The 16,252-nt window shown below is 75.1% G+C and carries 13 protein-coding genes; all 13 read right to left on the minus strand.

The features are described 5' to 3' along the window. Positions 1–548 precede the first annotated feature (548 nt). Positions 549–1,943 (minus strand): glycolate oxidase subunit GlcF, encoded by a 1,395-nt coding sequence (glcF, locus tag GD880_RS20105; protein WP_193314626.1) that lies wholly within the window; start codon positions 1,941–1,943, stop codon positions 549–551. Between the two features lie 107 nt (positions 1,944–2,050). Continuing rightward, entirely contained in the window at positions 2,051–3,307 is a 1,257-nt protein-coding gene (locus GD880_RS20110; RefSeq protein WP_152233388.1) for an FAD-binding oxidoreductase, read from the minus strand. Then, positions 3,307–4,767, minus strand: coding sequence for an FAD-linked oxidase C-terminal domain-containing protein (locus tag GD880_RS20115; protein ID WP_152233389.1), 1,461 nt, complete (start codon positions 4,765–4,767; stop codon positions 3,307–3,309). Before GD880_RS20115 ends, GD880_RS20110 begins: the two co-directional genes overlap by 1 nt. A gap of 69 nt (positions 4,768–4,836) precedes the next feature. Next, entirely contained in the window at positions 4,837–6,423 is a 1,587-nt protein-coding gene (gene aceB / locus GD880_RS20120; RefSeq protein ID WP_152233390.1) for a malate synthase A, read from the minus strand. Positions 6,424–6,658: 235 nt separating this feature from the next. Next, on the minus strand, positions 6,659–7,135 hold the full coding sequence (locus GD880_RS20125; protein WP_152233399.1) for a peroxiredoxin: 477 nt from the start codon (positions 7,133–7,135) through the stop codon (positions 6,659–6,661). A 34-nt stretch (positions 7,136–7,169) separates the two neighbouring features. Beyond that, the gene (gene alc / locus GD880_RS20130; RefSeq protein WP_152233391.1) at positions 7,170–8,297 is read right to left on the minus strand and encodes an allantoicase; all 1,128 of its coding nucleotides are present in this window, start codon (positions 8,295–8,297) and stop codon (positions 7,170–7,172) included. After that, the gene (allB, locus tag GD880_RS20135; RefSeq protein WP_152233392.1) at positions 8,294–9,667 is read right to left on the minus strand and encodes an allantoinase AllB; all 1,374 of its coding nucleotides are present in this window, start codon (positions 9,665–9,667) and stop codon (positions 8,294–8,296) included. Before allB ends, alc begins: the two co-directional genes overlap by 4 nt. Continuing rightward, entirely contained in the window at positions 9,664–10,881 is a 1,218-nt protein-coding gene (locus GD880_RS20140; RefSeq protein WP_152233393.1) for a glycerate kinase, read from the minus strand. The genes allB and GD880_RS20140 overlap by 4 nt, the downstream gene beginning before the upstream one ends. Before the next feature lie 5 nt (positions 10,882–10,886). Beyond that, the gene (gene gcl / locus GD880_RS20145) at positions 10,887–12,662 is read right to left on the minus strand and encodes a glyoxylate carboligase (RefSeq protein ID WP_152233394.1); all 1,776 of its coding nucleotides are present in this window, start codon (positions 12,660–12,662) and stop codon (positions 10,887–10,889) included. Positions 12,663–12,679: 17 nt separating this feature from the next. After that, the gene (locus tag GD880_RS20150) at positions 12,680–13,561 is read right to left on the minus strand and encodes a 2-hydroxy-3-oxopropionate reductase (RefSeq protein ID WP_152233395.1); all 882 of its coding nucleotides are present in this window, start codon (positions 13,559–13,561) and stop codon (positions 12,680–12,682) included. 23 nt (positions 13,562–13,584) lie between these two features. Further along, positions 13,585–14,403, minus strand: a complete 819-nt coding sequence (locus GD880_RS20155; protein WP_152233396.1) for a hydroxypyruvate isomerase family protein — start codon at positions 14,401–14,403, stop codon at positions 13,585–13,587. Positions 14,404–14,600: 197 nt separating this feature from the next. Continuing rightward, positions 14,601–15,857: a DUF6986 family protein gene (locus GD880_RS20160; protein WP_152233397.1), complete on the minus strand. Its 1,257-nt coding sequence runs from the start codon at positions 15,855–15,857 to the stop codon at positions 14,601–14,603. Further along, the coding region (locus GD880_RS20165) for a malic enzyme-like NAD(P)-binding protein (RefSeq protein ID WP_319593286.1) at positions 15,854–16,252 on the minus strand (399 nt) is incomplete at its 5' end. The genes GD880_RS20160 and GD880_RS20165, both read right to left, overlap by 4 nt.

The following is a 16,252-nucleotide window of genomic DNA, read 5'->3' on the forward strand; positions in this document are numbered from 1 at the left end:
CAAAACAAAACCCGCGGACACCACCACACCAGACCCTCGGCCCGGCCAGCGACGCCCACGAATCCATATGGCATCAAAAACTTGGCACACTGTTGAGTTCTCAAAGAACAGACACACACCATCAGACCCGGAAACCACGTTCCCGACCCCTCCGGGGCAACCTCTCTATTCTAACCAACCCGACCCGGCCTGTCAACCCGCCACTCTTCGCGGCAAATCTCGAAAACCCAGTCCTGATCGGCTCCCCCACCGGCAGACACGGCACCGCCGTGACCACTGAATCCGGGGGACTTCCCGCGGGACCGGCCACCGTCTCGGTGTCCGTGCCTCCCTGGCGGGACTCCGAAATACTAGGCAGACGCCGAACCGACGGTCAAACCGCCGACGCATGGCCTGCGCCACACCCCGGTGGCGGCGTTCGGGTGGTGGGGCGGCGTCGTTCCCGCCGCCGCGGCCGGCGCGCGTCCCGGAACGACGCAGCCGTTCCCGCCGCCGCGGCCGCCGGGATGACCGCACGCTCACCTGCCGGCCGGCTCGGGCGTCGACGGTCACGGGGCCGGCACAGCGCGCCGGGTCGCCTGCGGTGCGTCCTCGAGAAGGGTGTCGACGCTCTTGCCCAGCAGCGACGCGTCGAGGACGCGGATCATGTGCGCCGTCGACATGTGCAGGCCCCGCCGGCCCAGCGCATCGGTGATCTGCAGCAGGCAACCCGGGTTGGAGGTCACCAGCAGCTCGGCCCCGGTGGCGGCCACGTTGGCCGCCTTGCGGTCGCCGAGCTCACGCGCCGGGCCGGGCTGGACGAGGTTGTAGATGCCGGCGGAGCCGCAGCACAGGTCGCCCTCGGCGATCTCCTTGATGGTCAGTCCCGGGATGGCGCCCAGCAGCTGGCGCGGCTGCGACCGGACGCCCTGGGCGTGCGCGAGGTGACAGGCGTCGTGGTAGGCGATGGTCACCGGCAGCGGGTGCCGCGTCGCCACCGGCCCGAGCTCGACGAGGATCTCGGAGACGTCCCGGACCTTCTCGGCGAAGGCCCGGGCGCGCTCGGCGTAGTCGGGGTCGTCGGCGAGCAGGTGGGCGTAGTCCTTCATCGTCGAGCCGCAGCCGGCGGAGTTGACGACGATGCGCTCGACGCCGGCCTCGGTGAAGGTGTCGATCAGGGCCCGGGCGTAGCGCAGCCCCTCCTCCTCCCGCCCGGCGTGCACCGAGAGGGCGCCGCAGCAGCCCTGCGCGGGCGGGGTGACGACGTCGCAGCCCTCCATGTTGAGCACGCGGACGGTGGCGGCGTTCACGCCGGGGTAGAACTCCCGCTGGACGCAGCCCAGCAGCATCCCCACGGTCATCCGCCGCGGCCCCTTGGCCGGGCTCAGCGGCGGGATGCGGACCTGCCGCTTGACGGGCGGGGCGATGGCCTCCATCGTCGCCAGGCTCGACGAGATGCGCTCGAGCACCCTGGTCCGGCGCACCAGCCGGCTCAGCCCGCTGCGCTGGTACAGCGCCAGCGGTCCGCGCATGAGCCGCAGCCGCTCGGGATGGGGGAACAGGGCGAAGATGGCCTCGCGCAGGGCCCGGTCCGCGAAGGAGCGGTGCTGTGCCCCGCGCCGCTCGACCTGCTGGCGGGTGGCCTCGATGAGCTTGTCGTACTGCACCCCGGAGGGGCAGACGGTCACGCAGGCCATGCAGCCCAGGCACCGGTCGATGTGCTGGACCAGGGACGGGCTCATCGGCTCGCCCTCGAGGCCCTCCTTCATGAGGTAGATGCGCCCGCGCGGGGAGTCCATCTCCTCGCCCCACAGGTTGTAGGTGGGGCAGGCGGGCAGGCAGAAGCCGCAGTGCACGCAGTCGTCGATGAGGTCGCGCGAGGGCGGGTGGTGGTCGTCGAAGGCCGCGAGCGCGAGCACGTCGGGCTGGGTGGTGCCGGCCTGCTCCGGCATCGCGGCGCCCATCTGGCCCTTGGGCCGGTCGACGGCGCCCATGTCGCCCTTGGCCGCGCCCGCGGACTCCCTGGGCGTGCGGACGGCGCCGTGCTGGCCGTTCGAGGTGTCGCCGCTCATCAGATCCCTCCCACGAAGCGCCCGGGCGCGAGGTGGCGTCCGGGGTCCAACCGCTGCTTGACGGCCCGCATGAGCTCCAGCCCGCCCACCGGACCCCACACGTCCAGCCCCTCCCGCAGCGCGGCGGGCACCGACAGCACGGTGACCGTGCCCTCCCCCGGGCTCGGGGCGGCGGCGCGCAGGCCGGCCACCACGCTCGCGAGCGCGGCCGCGTCCGGCGCCGTGATCCCGGCGTGCAGCACCCCGGCCGCCGAGCCGCGCAGCGCCACGCCGGCTGCGTGCGCCTGCTCGGCCGCCCGGGCCGCGGCCAGCAGGCCGGCCACCCCGGTGAGGGTGGCGGTGGCCTTGGCGAGGACCTCGCCGCCCGGCAGGCGCGCCCACCAGGCCGGCTCCTCCCCCACCGCCCCGCCGACCAGCGCCGCGGCGTCGGCCGCCCGGGCGGCGACGGCGTCGTCGGTGCCCTCGAGCAGGACGGCGAGGGTGGCCTCGTCGGAGCCGGCGGGCCGGTCGATCTCGACGGCGGCCGGGGCGAGCTGGGAGGCGACCACGGCCCGGGCGCGCTCGGCCACCTCCGCGAGCGGGCCGGTGGACAGCACGTAGGCCCGCGCCGGGCGCATCGGGTGGAGCCGGAACGCGGCCCGCACGATCACGCCGAGCGTGCCGTAGGCACCGGTCATGAGCTTGGCGAGGTCATACCCGGCGACGTTCTTGACGACCTTGCCGCCCGAGGAGGCGATGGTGCCGTCGGCGAGGACCACGGTGGTGCCGAGGACGAGGTCGCGCAGGGCCAGGCGCTGGAGCCGCCGCACCCCGCTGACGCCGGTGGCCAGCGCGCCGCCGACCGTCGAGCCGCCCTCGAGGCGCTCGCGCGGGACGTCGGCGACCAGCTCCTGCCCGGCGCGCCCGACCTGCGCCTGCAGGTCGCGCAGCGCCAGCCCGGCCTCGGCGACGACGACGAGGTCGCCGGCCTCGTGCTCGACGAGCCGATCGAGCCCACGGGTGTCGAGCAGCAGGTCGACGCGTTCGGGCGGGCACCCCCACGCCAGGGCGGTGCCCGCGCCGCGGGCGACGGTGACCAGCCCCTGCCCGGTGGCCGTGCGCAGCAGGGCGGAGACCGCCGCGACGGACGTGGGACGGGCGACGACGGCGGCGGGGACGCCGTCGACGACGTCCTCCGGGCCGGCCTCGCGGACCTCGCCGGCCCCGTCGAGGCTCCGGGCCAGCGCGGTGAGATCGGGTGCGGTGACGGACGACATCAGAACACCTCCGCCAGCCCGGCCTCCTGCAGCGGGTGGGCGCCCTGCCGCCGCCCGGGCCGCTCGCCGCACAGCCGCGGCGTCGGGAAGACCTTCCCGGGGTTGGAGATGTTGTCGGGGTCGAAGGCGCACCGCACCGCCTGCATGGTCTCCAGGTCCTCGGCGGTGAACATCTTGGGCATGTACCGCGCCTTGTCCGCGCCCACGCCGTGCTCGCCGGTGATCGAGCCGCCGTTGGCGATGCACAGCTCGAGGATGCCGCCGGCGACGTCCTCCGCGCGCTCGGCGGCGCCCTCCTCGGCGTCGTCGAAGAGCACCAGCGGGTGCAGGTTGCCGTCCCCGGCGTGGAAGACGTTGGCCACCCGCACGTCCCGCTCCGCGGCGAGCTCGGCGATCTGGCGGAGCACCTGGGGCAGGGCGGTGCGCGGGATCACCCCGTCCTGGACGAGGTAGTCGGGGCTGATCCGCCCGACGGCGGCGAAAGCGGACTTGCGGCCCTTCCAGATCAGCGCCCGCTCGACGTCGTCGGCCGCGAGGCGCGTCTCGAAGGCGCCGTTGGCCTCGCAGTGCCGCAGCACCTCGGCGAGCTCCCCGGCGACGTCCGCCGCCGCGCCGTCGAGCTCGACGACGAGGACCGCGCCGGCGCCCGCGGGATACCCGCACGCCACCGCCTTCTCGGCGGCCTCGATGGCCAGGGCGTCCATCATCTCGATGGCGGCGGGGATGACCCCGGCGGCGATGATCGCCGACGTCGCCGCCCCGGCGTCGTCGGTCGAGCGGAAGCCGGCCAGGACGGTCTGGACGTCCTGCGGCAGCCGGGTCAGGCGCACGGTCACGGCCGTGACGATCCCCAGCGTGCCCTCGGAGCCGACCAGGGCGCCGAGCAGGTCGTAGCCGGGCGGGTCGGGCGCCTTGCCGCCGATCTCCACCCGCTCCCCCGCCGGGGTGACGAGGTCGAGCCCGACGACGTGGTTGGTGGTGAACCCGTACTTCAGGCAGTGGGCGCCGCCGGAGTTCTCCGCGACGTTGCCGCCGATGGAGCACACGGACTGGCTCGAGGGGTCCGGGGCGAAGTAGTAGCCGTCCGGCGTCGCGGCGCGGGTGAGGGCGAGATTGATGACCCCCGGGTCGACGACGGCCCGCTGGTTGGCGGCGTCGATCTCCCGGATCTGGCGCATCTGGGCCATGACGATGAGCACGCCCTCGGCGCGGGGCAGGGCACCGCCGGACAGGCCGGTGCCCGAGCCGCGGGCCACGAAGGGCACCTGCTCCGCGGCGCACGCGCGCACCGCCAGGGCGACCTCGTCGGCGTCCCGGGCGAGCACCACGAGCCCGGGCACCACCTTGTACTGGGCGAGGCCGTCGCACTCGTAGGTGCGCAGGCGCTGTCGGTCGGTGATCACCTGCGCGGGGCCCAGGGCCGCGAGCAGGGTCTCGGTGACGCGGGAGAGCGGTGACACGACGGCAACCTCCTCGTTGACCACGCCGGTGGCCGGGGCCCGGCCGGGAGGCCGAGCCCCGGGCGCGTGTCAGGACATGCGCTGGTACGCCGGGAGCGTGAGGAAGTCGGCGTACTCGTCGGCGACGGCGACCTCGAGGAACGTCTGGCGCGCCTCCTCGTAGTCCGCCGGATCGCCGGGCAGCTTGGCGATCTCCTCGTCGGCGATGCGCTCGACCAGCTCGCGCGTGACCCGGTGGCCCGTGTCAGCAAGCGTGACATCGTTGTGCAGCCACTGCCAGACCTGCGAGCGCGAGATTTCCGCCGTGGCGGCGTCCTCCATGAGGTTGAAGATGGCCACCGCGCCGAGCCCGCCGAGCCAGGCCTTGAGGTACTGGATGCCGACCGAGATGTTGTTCCGCAACCCGGCCTCGGTGACCTCGCCGGGGGTGGCGGCGACGTCGAGGAGCTGGGCGGCGGTGACGTGGACGTCCTCGCGCTTGTTCTCGATCTGGTTGGGCCGGTCGCCGAGGACGGAGGTGAAGACCTCCTTGCACAGCTCGACCATGCCGGGGTGGGCCACCCAGGAGCCGTCGAAGCCGTCGTTGGCCTCGCGGGTCTTGTCGTCGCGGACCTTGGCGAAGGCCACCTCGTTGACCGCCTCGTCCCGGCTGGGGATGAACGCGGCCATGCCACCGATGGCGTGCGCGCCGCGCTTGTGGCAGGTGCGCACGAGCAGCTCGGTGTAGGCGCGCATGAACGGCACCGTCATGGTCACGGAGTTGCGGTCGGGCAGGAGGAAGTCCTTGCCGCGGGTCCGGAAGGACTTGATGACGGAGAACATGTAGTCCCAGCGCCCGGCGTTCAGGCCCGCGGAGTGCTCGCGCAGCTCGTAGAGGATCTCCTCCATCTCGAACGCGGCCGGGTAGGTCTCGATGAGCACGGTGGCCCGGATGGTCCCGCGCGGGAGGCCGAGGAAGTCCTGGGCGAGGATGAACGCGTCGTTCCACAGCCGCGCCTCGAGGTGGGACTCCATCTTGGGCAGGTAGAAGTACGGGCCCTGGCCCTTCTCGATCTGGCGGAGCCCGGCGGTGGCGAGGTAGAGCGCGAAGTCCACCAGCGAGCCGGAGGTCGCCTCGCCGTCGACGAGGATGTGCTTCTCGGGCAGGTGCCAGCCGCGGGGGCGCACGATGATCGTGGCCAGCTCCTCGTCCGGCTTGAGCGCGTAGGTCTTGCCGCCCTCGGCGGTGAAGTCGATGGTGCGGTTGATGGCGTCGAGCAGGTTGAGCTGCCCGCCGACCACGGAGGTCCACTGCGGGGTGTTGGCGTCCTCGTGGTCGGCCAGCCAGGCCTTGGCGCCGGAGTTCAGCGCGTTGATGGTCATCTTCTTGTCGGTCGGACCGGTGATCTCCACGCGCCGGTCGACCAGGCCGGGCGCCGGCGGGGCCACCTGCCAGGAGTCGTCCTCGCGGATGTGCGCCGTCTCGGGCAGGAAGTCGAGGGTGCCGCCGTTGGCGAGGTCCTCCATGCGGTGGCGGCGGGCCTCCAGCAGCTCCAGGCGGCGGCCGCCCAGCTCGCGGTGGAGGCGGACGATCAGGTCGAGCGCGCGGGGGGTGAGGACCTCCTCGTAGCGCTCGCCCAGCTCGCCGGTGATGCTCAGCCCGTCCGGAGTCTGCACGATGGTCTCCCTTGATTTCGCGATGTGGAATTGCAGATCTTCTATGCGAAAACCCTACGTGACCTGCTTCACGACGGTCAACGGGCTCGGCGGCGCCCCGGGCGGGCGCAGGTGACCCGCCCGAGACGTCCGCCGGCACCTCAGGGTCGCTCACCCGCGCCCCCGTGTCAGCCCGTGCGGCGAACCCGGATCGCCCGGCACGCGGGGCCGCACCGTGCCGGGCGCCGGGCCGGGGTCAGGCGCCGAGGAGCGCCTCGCGCAGCTCCGCCACGTGCCCGCGCGCCTCGACGTCGTAGCGCGCCAGGCGCACGGTGCCGTCGGGCGCGACGACGACCGTGGAGCGGCGGACGCCCTCGAACGTGCGCCCGTCCAGGGTCTTCGGGCCCCACACGCCGTAGGCGTCGGCGACGGCGTGGCCGGCGTCGGAGCCGAGCGGGTAGGTGAGGTGCTGGTCGGCCGCGAAGGCCGCGAGGTCCTCGACCGGGTCCGGTGAGACGCCGACGACGGCGTAGCCGGCACCCTGGAGGGTGGCGAGGTTGTCCCGGAAGTCGCAGGCCTCGGCGGTGCAGCCGGGGGTGCCGGCCTGGGGGTAGAAGTACACGATCACGCCGGCGCGGCTGCTCGCGCGCAGCTCGGCGAGGGACACCCGGCCGCCGTCGGCGGTGGGCAGGGCGAAGTCCGGGGCCGGGTGGCCGGTGGTCAGGGCGACCATGGGGTTCTCCTGTCGGATGCCGTCTCGCATGCCGTCACGGCAGCGCGCGCTGCCAGCGCTGCTCGGCGAGCGCGCGGCCGGAGGGGGTGACCTCGCCCCACAGCCGCAGCCGGCTCAGGCCGCCGTCGGGGTAGACGTCCAGGCGCACGTGGGTGGCCTCGACCGCCTGTTCGACGAGGAGGCGGTGGCGGGTGTCGGGCACCACCGGGCGGCGGGCGACGATGTCGGTCCACGCGGCCGGGTCGTCGAGGTCGGCGGTGCGGGCATCGGCCACGGACAGCCGCACCCAGCCCGGCGCGTTGCCCACGTAGTAGCCGGTGTCGACCTCGACGTGGCGGACGATGCCGGGCAGGGCGAGGGCGAAGACGGCGAAGTCGTTGCCCTCCCCGCGCCGGCGCGCGTTCTCCCAGCCCTCCCCCATGTTCCGGGCCCGGCCGGGCAGGAGGATCTGGGCCGGCGAGGAGTAGAACGCGTCCGAGGCGCCCTCGAGCCGGCCGCCGTTCTCGGCGGCGAGGAGGTCGACCGTGCCGGCGAGGAACCGCGGGTCGGCCAGGACCTCCCCGTGCACCCGGAGCCGGGCGACGCCGCCGTCGGGGTAGATGGACAGGCGCACGTGCGTCCAGCACCGCTCGTCGGTGACGGCGTAGTAGTTCTTGGTGTCGCCCGCGCAGTCGGTCTTCGCCACGACGGTGGCCCACTCGGCCTCGGCCAGCTGGGCCGCCGTGGGGTAGTCGGGCAGGTGGGCGGCCTCGACGGAGACGAACGGCGGGTAGTTGCCGCGGAACCAGGCGGTGTCGACGACGACGCCGCGGACGATGCCCGGGGCGCCGAGGCGCACGATCGCCCAGTCGTGGCCGGGCTCGCGCCGGCGCCGGGTCTCCCAGCCGTCGTAGACCTTGCCCTTGTGACCGAAGTCGGCGGGGTCGAAGGCGGGCTCGCCGACGGTGATGAGGTTCTCCCGCTGGGCGAACAGCTCGTCGCTGGCCGACACCACGCTCGCGCCGAGGGCGCGGGAGGCCAGGTCGGTCAGGGCGGTGAAGGCGGCGCCGGCGGGGGCCGTGCTCGCGGTGGCGGCGGGGGCCGGGCTCGCGGTGGCGGCGGGCGCGCCGGCGCCGGCGGTGGGGGTGGGGGTGGGGGTGGTCGGGTCTACGTGGGTGCTCATGCCTCTCCTCGTCGCAGCAGCGTCCCGTGCGGGACGTCGGTGATCGCGCGGCCGCGCAGGAGGGTGCTCCTGACGACGCCGTTCAGGCGGCGGCCGGCGTAGGGGGTGATGGGATTCTTGTGGTGCAGGCGGGTGGGGTCGACGACGAACTCCGCCTCGGGCGCGAACACCGCCAGGTCGGCGTGCCGCCCGACGGCGATGGCGCCCTTGCGCTCCAGGCCGAGCAGCGCGGCCGGCCCGGCGGACATCCAGCGCACGACGTCGTCGAGGGGCACCCCGCGCCGGCGGGCCTCGGACCACACGGCGGCCAGGCCGAGCTGGAGGGAGGCGACCCCGCCCCAGGCCTCGCCGAAGTCGCCGGTGTCGAGGGCCTTGAGGTCGGCGGTGGAGGGCGAGTGGTCGGTGACGACGATGTCGATGGTGCCCTCCGCGAGCCCCTGCCAGAGCCGGTCGCGGTTGCCCTCGTCGCGGATCGGCGGGCAGCACTTGAAGGCGGTGGCGCCGTCGGGGATCTGCTCGGCGGCGAGGGTGAGGTAGTGCGGGCAGGTCTCGACGGTGAGCCGGACCCCCTCGGCGCGGGCGGCGGCGATCAGCGGCAGCGCGCCGGCGTCGGAGAGGTGGAGGATGTGCGCCCGGGCGCCGGTGCGGCGGGCCGCCTCGATGACGGTGGCGATGGCCGCCGCCTCCGCCCCCGCGGGGCGGGAGGCGAGGAAGTCGGCGTACCGGGGCCCGTGGGGATGGGGGGCGCCGGCGACGACCCGGGGGTCCTCGGCGTGCACGATCATGAGGGCGTCCAGGGCGGCGAGCTCGCGCAGGTCGCGCTCGAGCTCCTCCGGCTCGAGGTGGCCGAACTCGGGCACGCCGGAGTCGATGAGGAAGCACTTGAACCCGAAGACGCCGGCCTCGTGCAGCGCCCGCAGCCGCGCGGTGCTGCCCGGGACGGCGCCGCCCCAGAAGCCGACGTCGACGAAGGCGGCGGCCCGGGCGCGCTCCTGCTTGACCTCCAGCGCGGCGACGTCGGTCGTCGGCGGGACGGAGTTGAGCGGCATGTCGACGATGGTCGTCACCCCGCCCGCGGCGGCGGCGCGGGTGGCCGAGGCGAAGCCCTCCCAGTGGGTGCGGCCGGGCTCGTTGACGTGCACGTGGGAGTCGACGAGGCCGGGCAGCAGCACCTCGTCCGGGGCGAGGTCGATCGTGCGCCGGCCGGGCAGCCCGGCCCCCAGCGCGGCGACCTGGGCGATGACGCCGCCGGCGACGGCGACCTCGGCGGGCGCGAGGCCGCCGGGGAGGAGGACCCGCTCGCCGCGGAGCACGAGGTCGTGGCCCGGGCCGGGGCCGGGGGCGGTGCGGGCGGGGGCGGGAGTGGTCATCGGTGTCCTCTCGGGGCGAGATCCGCGACGATGCGGGGGGCGAGCTGCTCGAGGAGGGGCCCGGCCCGGGCGATGCTCCGGGCCGTGTCGGGCTCGAGGTCGGTGAGGGCGTGCACGGCGAGCAGGCCGGCGGCGCGCGCCTGCTCGGGGGCGAGGGCGGTGCGCCCGCAGACCGCGACGGTGCCCACGCCCAGCGCGGCGGCCGCGGCGGCCACGCCGACGGGGGCCTTGCCGTGCAGCGACTGCGCGTCCAGGCTGCCCTCGCCGGTGATCACCAGGTCGGCGCCGGCCGCCCGGCGGGCGAAGCCGGCGAGGTCGAGGACGACGTCGATCCCGGGCCGGCGCTCGGCGCCGAGGAGCAGGCAGGCGAAGCCCACTCCCCCGGCGGCGCCGGCGCCGGGGCGGCCGGCGAGCTCGCGGGCCGCGACGGGCGCGGGCGCCTCGGCGCTGCCGGCCCCGGGGGCGGGCGCGGGTGCCTTGGCGATGCCGGCCCCGGGGGCGTGCGCGGGGACGGGCGTGCGGGCCAGGGCGGCGACCCACGTCGTCAGGCCCGCCTCGAGCACGGCCACGGTGGCCGGGTCGGCGCCCTTCTGGGGGCCGTAGACGGCGGCGGCGCCGCGCGGGCCCAGGAGCGGGTTGTCGACGTCGCTGGCCAGCACGAGGCGGGCGGCGCCCAGCCCCGGGTGCAGGCCGGCGAGGTCGACGGCGACCAGGTCGCGCAGGGCGGCCCCGCCGTCGGGCAGGTCCCCGGCCTGCCCCACCAGGCGGGCGCCCAGGGCGGCGAGCATGCCGGCCCCGCCGTCGGTGCTGGCCGACCCGCCGACGCCCACCACGACCGTGGTGGCGCCGTGGCCGAGGGCGTGGGCGACGAGCTCGCCCACGCCGCGGGAGGTGGCCCGGCGGGCGGTGCCGGGGTCGGGGGCGGTGAGCATCTCCAGCCCGGACACCGCCGCCATCTCCACCACCGCCGTCGCCCCGCGCACGGCGTAGCGGGTGGCGACGGGCGCGCCGAGCGGGCCGGTGGCGCTGAGGCGGACCGCGGTGAACCCGGCGGCCAGGGCCGCCGCCACGGTGCCCTCCCCGCCGTCCGCCACGGGCAGCTCGTCGACCTCGATCTCGGGCGCGGCGGCGCGCAGGCCGGCGGCGAGGTGGGCGGCGACGTCCGCGGCGGGCAGGGACCCCTTGAACTTGTCCGGGGCGAGGAGAACCTTCATGGCGCTCAGTCCAGGTACGCGAGGGCCGTGGGGGAATCCTCCGGGCTGAGCGCGAGGTCCTCGAACTCGTTGACGCCGTCGAGCTCGACGCCCATGGCGATGTTGGTGACGCGCTCGAGGATGACCTCGACGACGACCGGCACCCGGTGCTCGGCGGCCATGGCGCGGGCCTTGGCGAAAGCGGCGGGGAGGTCCTCGGGGTCCTTGACGCGCAGCGCCTTGCAGCCCAGGGCCTCGGCGGCCTTGACGTGGTCGACGCCGTAGCCCTCGGTCTCGGCCGAGTTGATGTTCTCGAAGGCGAGGGAGACCTGGTAGTCCATGTCGAAGGCCCGCTGGGACTGGCGGATCAGGCCGAGGTAGGCGTTGTTGACCACGACGTGGACGTAGGGCAGGTGGTGCTGCGCGCCCACGGCCAGCTCCTCGAGCATGAACTGGAAGTCGTAGTCGCCCGAGAGAGCGACGACCTCCGCGTCGGGCCGGGCGGCGGCGACGCCGAGCGCGGCCGGCCCGGTCCAGCCGAGCGGGCCGGCCTGCCCGGCGTTGATCCAGTGCCGCGGCCGGAAGACGTGGAGCAGCTGCGCCCCGGCGATCTGGGACAGCCCGATGGTGGTGACGTAGACGGTGTCCCGGCCGAAGGCGCGGTTCATCTCCTCGTAGACGCGGTGCGGCTTGATGGGCACGTCGGTGAAGTGGGTCTTGCGGAGCAGCTTGCCCTTGCGCTCGGCGCAGGCGGCGACCCACGCGCTCCGGTCGGGGAGCCGGCCGGCGGCCCGGCGCTCCTGGGCGACCTCGACGGCGCGGGCGAGGAAGGCCCTGGCGTCGGAGACGATGCCGTAGTCGGGGGCGAACACGCGGCCGATCTGGGTGGGCTCGACGTCGACGTGGATGAACCGCCGGCCCCGGCGGTAGGTCTCCAGGCCGCCGGTGTGCCGGTTGGCCCACCGGTTGCCCACGCCGAGGACGGCGTCGGACTCGAGGAAGCTGGCGTTGCCGTAGCGTCGGGAGGTCTGGATGCCGACCATGCCGGCCGTCAGCGGGTGGTCGTCGGGGATGGCGCCCCAGCCCATGAGGGTGGGCACGACCGGCACCTGGAGGGTCTCGGCGAGGGTGACGAGGAGGTCCTCCGCGCCGGCGCCCACGACCCCGCCGCCGGCGATGATCAGGGGCCGCTCGGCGGCGGCGAGCATGTCGAGCGCCTTCTCCACCTGCGCCCGGGTGGCGGTGGGGTTGACCACGGGCAGCGGGGTGTAGGTGTCCGGGTCGAACTCGATCTCGGTGAGCTGGACGTCGATCGGCAGGTCGATGAGCACCGGGCCGGGGCGCCCGGACCGCATGAGCTGGAAGGCCTTCTGGAAGACGCCGGGGACCTGGGCGGCCTCGAGCACCGTCTTGGCCATCTTCGTGACGGGCGCGGCGATGGCGGCGATGTCGACGGCCTGGAAGTCCTCCTTGTCGAGCTTGGCCACCGGCGCCTGGCCGGTGAGGCACAGGATCGGCACGGAGTCGGCCCAGGCGGCGTACAGGCCGGTGATCATGTCGGTGCCCGCCGGCCCGGAGGTGCCGATGCAGACGCCGATGTTGCCCGGCGCGGCCCGGGTGTACCCGTCGGCCATGTGCGAGGCGCCCTCGACGTGCCGGGCGAGGACGTGGTGGATGCCGCCGTGGCGGCGCATGGCGTCGTAGAGCGGGTTGATGGCGGCGCCGGGCAGGCCGAAGGCCTGGGTGGCGCGCTCCTTCTCGAGGATGGCGACCGCGGCGTCGACCGCGCGCATGCGGGGCATGGTGACCTCCTACCGGGTCAGGCGTCGCGGCCGGAGAGCCGCGCGAGGGTGCGGAAGAGCGCGGAGTGGTCCAGGGAGCCGTCGCCGGCGGCCCGGGCGGCGCCCATGAGCTGGGCGACGGTGGCGCCCAGCGGGATGGTCACGCCCGCCTCGCGGGCGGCGGAGGTGACGATGCCGAGATCCTTGTGGTGCAGCTCGATGCGGAAGCCCGGCTCGAAGGACCGGTCGAGCATCTTCTGCGCCTTCTGGTCGAGGACGGCGGAGCCGGCGAGGCCGCCGCCGAGCACCCGCACCGCGGCCGTGGTGTCGACGCCGTAGGCCTCGAGGAACAGGATCGCCTCGGCGAGCAGTCCGATGTTGCCGGCCACGATGAGCTGGTTGGCGGCCTTGACGGTCTGGCCGGAGCCGGCGGGGCCGACGTGCACGATGGTCTTCCCGACGACCTCGAGGTAGGGCGTGGCGGTCTCGAAGTCCTCCGCGCCGCCGCCGACCATGATCGACAGGGCGGCGTTCTTGGCGCCGGCCTCCCCGCCCGAGACGGGCGCGTCCAGGAGACGGAAGCCGCGCTCCGTGGCCTGCCCGGCGAGCTCGGTGGTGACGTCGGGTCGGATGGTCGAGAAGTCGATGATGAGCGTGCCGGGCCGGGCGTGCGCGAGCACGCCGTCCTCGCCGGCGAGGACGTCCACGACGTCCGGGGAGTCGGGGAGCATGGTGGCCACGACGTCGGCGTCGGCGACGGCCTCCGCCACCGAGCCGGCCGCAGTGCCGCCCGCGGCGACGAGGGGCTGGGTCTTCTCGGGGCTGCGGTTGTAGCCGATGACGCGGTGGCCGGCGTTCTGCAGGTGGACGGCCATGGGGCTGCCCATGATCCCGAGGCCGATGAAGGCGATGGTGCTCATGTCAGGTCCTTGTCGTAGGTCACTCAGCGGGCGGGCACGCGGGAGCGCTGCTCGAGCGGCAGCCAGGCGAAGGGGTCCGGGGCGTCGCTCGTGTACTCCAGCGCCACCGGGCCGCCGTAGCCGCCGGCGCGCAGGTCGCCGATCCATGCCTGGAGGGGCAGCTCGCCGCTGCCCGGCGCGCCGCGACCGGGCGCGTCGGCGATCTGGACGTGGGCGATGCGCTCGCGGTAGGCGGCGATCTCGGCCGGCACGTCGGCACCGTTGACGGCGAGGTGGTAGACGTCGAGCAGCAGGCCGAGGTTCGCCTCGCCGTGCTCGGCCGCGACACGGTCGAGCACCGCCACGACGTCGGCGGAGGTCTTCAACGGGTAGGCCGGGGCGCCGGAGACCGGCTCGAGCAGGACGGTGCCCCCGATGCGGGCGACGGCGCGGGCGGCGCGGGCGAGGTTCTCGGCGCCCAGCTCGTCCTGGGCGGCCGGGTCGACGCCGTCGACGCGGTTGCCGTACAGGGCGTTGAAGGCCCGGCACCCGGTGCGCTCCCCGATGGCGGTGACGACGTCGAGGTTGGCGCGCAGCTCCTCGGAGCGCCCGGGCCAGGAGACCAGTCCGCGGTCGCCGGCGGGCATGTCGCCGGCGGCGAAGTTCAGCCCGACGAGCTGCACGCCCGCGGCCTCGACGGCTCCCACGAAGGCGTCCACCTCCGCGGCCTCCGGCGTGGCGGACGGGAAGGGCCACCAGAACTCCACGCCGGAGAAGCCGGCGGCCGCAGCGGCGGCCGGCCGCTCGAGCAGCGGCAGGTGGGTGAGCAGGATGGAGCAGTTCACCGCAAACGGCACAGACATCGGCGTCTCGCTTCCACTATCCGGAATGTTACTTCCTTGTACTGAAAGGCTAGGGACGGGGGTGGCCGGGGTCAACCCCGGCCGGGCGGGGATTGCGCCGATGGCTCACCCCCCTTGGGGAGCGCGTGGGCGCCTCGCCCGGCAGGCGCGGCGGGCTCGTCCGGCGCGAGCCGGTGCAGCAGCGCCGTCCGGGGCACTCAGACCACCGCCCCCGGGCGGCGCAGCAGGTCGCCCAGCGCGGCGGGGTCCACGCCGGCCGCGTCGAGCTCGACGGCGTCCACGGCGCCGCAGTCCAGGCCGCGGCTGAGGAACCACGCCAGCGCCCGGGCGGTGGCCGGCTCGTCCAGGACGGCGCCCTCGACCCGGCCGAGGTAGTTCCGCAGCCGGCCGGTCGCCTCCGCCAGTCCCTGGCGGTAGAAGGCGTAGGTGGCGGCGAAGCGGGTGGGCAGCTGGGCCGGGTGCAGGTCCCACCCCTGGTAGAACCCGCGCTCGAGGGACCGGCGCACCAGGCGGGCGTGCAGGGCCCAGGCGGCGCGCACCTGCTCGGGCGCGCCGACCGGCAGCACGTTGGTGGAGCCGTCCGACAGCCGCACCCCGGTGCCGGCCGCGGCGACCTGCATGACGGCCTTGGCGTGGTCGGCGGCGGGGTGCTCCATGCTCTGGTAGGCAGCGGCGATGCCGAGGGAGGCGGAGTAGTCGTAGGTGCCGTAGTGCAGGGCGCTGACGCGCCCCGCCCCCGCCTGGATCATCGTGGCCACCCCGGCGGTGCCGTCGGGGCCGACGATGGCCTGGGGTGTCTCGACCTGGACCTCGAAGCGCAGTCGGCCCGCCGACAGCCCGTGGGCACGCTCGAGCGCCGCGCACACGGTGACCATCGCCGCGACCTGCTCGACGGCGGTGACCTTGGGCAGGGTCAGCTGCAGCCCGTCGGGCACCTCGCCGCCGTCGAGGAGGGCGGCGAGGAAGAGGTCGAGGGTGCGCAGGCCGCGCGCGCGGGTGGCTGCCTCGAGGCTCTTGAAGCGGATGCCGGCGAACGGGGTGGCCGAGCCGGTGGCCAGCTCCGCGCGCAGCGCCTCGGCGGCGGCCACGGCGGCGTCGTCCTCGCCGGCGCCGTGGTCGCCGTAGCCGTCCTCGAGGTCGATGCGCAGGTCCTCGACGGGCTCGCGGTCGAGCTTGGCCAGCACCCGCTCGCCCACCGCGTCCCGCAGCGGGACCGGCACGGCCGCCGCGTCGAGGACCGCCGCGATGCCGCCGGCGGCGTCGACGGCGGCGCGGGCCTGGGCGCCCCAGTCGCGGGCCAGCCCGGCCCGGTAGCGGTCGGCGGGGACGTAGACGGTGTGCACGGGCTGCCGGGAGGTGTCCTCCCCCGGGTAGTCGCGCTCGAGGCGGGCGTCGACCGGGGCGAGGACGTCCTCGACGGCGCGGCGCGTGGCCTCGTCCAGCCCGGCCCTCATCGCCCGGCTCCCGCGACGCCGGCGTCGTCGGCGGCGACGGGCGCGACGGAGGAGGGGTCGTCCTCCGCGTCGCGCTGGGCCTGCTGGCGCACGGCCTCGGCGACGGCCTCGGCGACGCGGTGGTCGAACACACCGGGGATGACGAAGGCGCTGTTGAGCTCCTCGGCGCTGACCACCTCCGCGATCGCGACGGCCGCCACCCGCAGCATCTCGTCGGAGATGTACGAGGCCCCGGCGTCCAGCAGCCCCCGGAACAGCCCCGGAAAGGCCAGGACGTTGTTGATCTGGTTCGGGTAGTCGCTGCGCCCGGTGGCCACCACCGCCGCGGTCTCCCCCGCCTCGATCGGGTCGACCTCCGGGGTCGGGTTGGCCAGCGCGAACACGATCGCCCCCTC

This window comes from Georgenia ruanii, from assembly GCF_009193175.1.
Taxonomy (GTDB): domain Bacteria; phylum Actinomycetota; class Actinomycetes; order Actinomycetales; family Actinomycetaceae; genus Georgenia; species Georgenia ruanii.

Excerpts from the sequence above, each read along its gene's own strand:
- alc (WP_152233391.1), bottom strand. The coding sequence starts at position 8,297 with ATGAGCACCCACGTAGACCCGACCACCCCCACCCCCACCCCCACCGCC.
- GD880_RS20160 (WP_152233397.1), bottom strand. The coding sequence starts at position 15,857 with ATGAGGGCCGGGCTGGACGAGGCCACGCGCCGCGCCGTCGAGGACGTC.
- GD880_RS20155 (WP_152233396.1), bottom strand. The coding sequence starts at position 14,403 with ATGTCTGTGCCGTTTGCGGTGAACTGCTCCATCCTGCTCACCCACCTG.
- glcF (WP_193314626.1), bottom strand. The coding sequence starts at position 1,943 with ATGGGCGCCGCGATGCCGGAGCAGGCCGGCACCACCCAGCCCGACGTG.
- GD880_RS20110 (WP_152233388.1), bottom strand. The coding sequence starts at position 3,307 with ATGTCGTCCGTCACCGCACCCGATCTCACCGCGCTGGCCCGGAGCCTC.
- GD880_RS20140 (WP_152233393.1), bottom strand. The coding sequence starts at position 10,881 with ATGAAGGTTCTCCTCGCCCCGGACAAGTTCAAGGGGTCCCTGCCCGCC.
- allB (WP_152233392.1), bottom strand. The coding sequence starts at position 9,667 with ATGACCACTCCCGCCCCCGCCCGCACCGCCCCCGGCCCCGGCCCGGGC.
- GD880_RS20125 (WP_152233399.1), bottom strand. The coding sequence starts at position 7,135 with ATGGTCGCCCTGACCACCGGCCACCCGGCCCCGGACTTCGCCCTGCCC.
- gcl (WP_152233394.1), bottom strand. The coding sequence starts at position 12,662 with ATGCCCCGCATGCGCGCGGTCGACGCCGCGGTCGCCATCCTCGAGAAG.
- GD880_RS20150 (WP_152233395.1), bottom strand. The coding sequence starts at position 13,561 with ATGAGCACCATCGCCTTCATCGGCCTCGGGATCATGGGCAGCCCCATG.